Annotated in this window: 1 protein-coding gene; it reads left to right on the top strand. The window is 69.4% G+C overall.

Annotated features, from left to right (window positions below; all coding sequences use genetic code 11):
• Nucleotides 1-1,104 (top strand): beta-ketoacyl-[acyl-carrier-protein] synthase family protein (locus ACFY0I_RS39900; RefSeq protein ID WP_388904736.1); only part of this gene is annotated, 1,104 nt, incomplete at its 5' end.
• Nucleotides 1,105-1,112: the final 8 nt, after the last annotated feature.

Raw genomic sequence — 1,112 nt, 5'->3', positions numbered from 1 at the left:
CCCTTGGAACACGGCTTCACCACCGAGGAGGCCCTGCGCCTGGACCGGGCCGCGCAATTCGCGATCGTCAGCGCGGGCGAGGCCCTGCGCGACAGCGGACTGGAACACGCGAACATCGACCCGACCCGCACCGGAGTCACCCTGGGCAGCGCGGTGGGCTGCACCACCGGCCTGGACGTCCAGTACAACGCGGTCAGCCGCGGCGGCACCACCTGGGAAGTCGACCACACCCTCGCGGTCGCCCACCTGTTCGACTACTTCGTGCCGAGCTCGATGGCCGCCGAGGTCGCCTGGCGGGTCAACGCGCAAGGCCCCGTCGCCATGGTCTCCACCGGCTGCACCTCCGGCCTGGACTCCATCGGACACGCGGTCGAACTGATCCGCGAGGGCAGCGCCGACGTGATGATCACCGGCGCGACCGAAGCCCCGATCTCCCCCATCAGCGTCGCCTGCTTCGACGCGATCAAAGCCACCTCGCCCCGCAACGACGACCCCGCCACCGCCTCACGCCCCTTCGACGCGACCCGCAACGGATTCGTCCTGGGCGAGGGCTCGGCCATCCTGGTCCTGGAAGAACTCGAAAGCGCCCGGGCCCGCGGCGCCCACATCTACGCCGAGATCGCCGGGTTCGCCAGCCGCTGCAACGCCTACCACATGACCGGACTGCGCGCCGACGGCGCCGAGATGGCACAAGCCATCACCGTGGCCCTGGACGAGGCCCGCCGAAACCCCGACGACGTCCACTACATCAACGCCCACGGCTCCGGCACCAAACAAAACGACCGCCACGAGACCGCCGCGTTCAAACGCAGCCTGGGCCAACACGCCCACCGGGTCCCGGTCAGCTCCATCAAATCGATGATCGGACACTCACTCGGCGCGATCGGTTCCCTGGAAATCGCCGCCAGCGCCCTGGCCATCGAACACAACACCATCCCCCCCACCGCGAACCTCCACACCCCCGACCCCACCTGCGACCTGGACTACACCCCCCTGACCGCCCGCGAACAACGCACCGACACCGTCCTGAGCGTCGGCAGCGGATTCGGCGGATTCCAGAGCGCCATGGTCCTGACCCGCCCCCACCTCGGAGACGCCGCATGACCACCACC

Source organism: Streptomyces sp. NPDC001568, from assembly GCF_042893755.1.
Taxonomy (GTDB): Bacteria; Actinomycetota; Actinomycetes; order Streptomycetales; family Streptomycetaceae; genus Streptomyces.
This window is presented reverse-complemented; position numbering and strand designations above follow the sequence as displayed.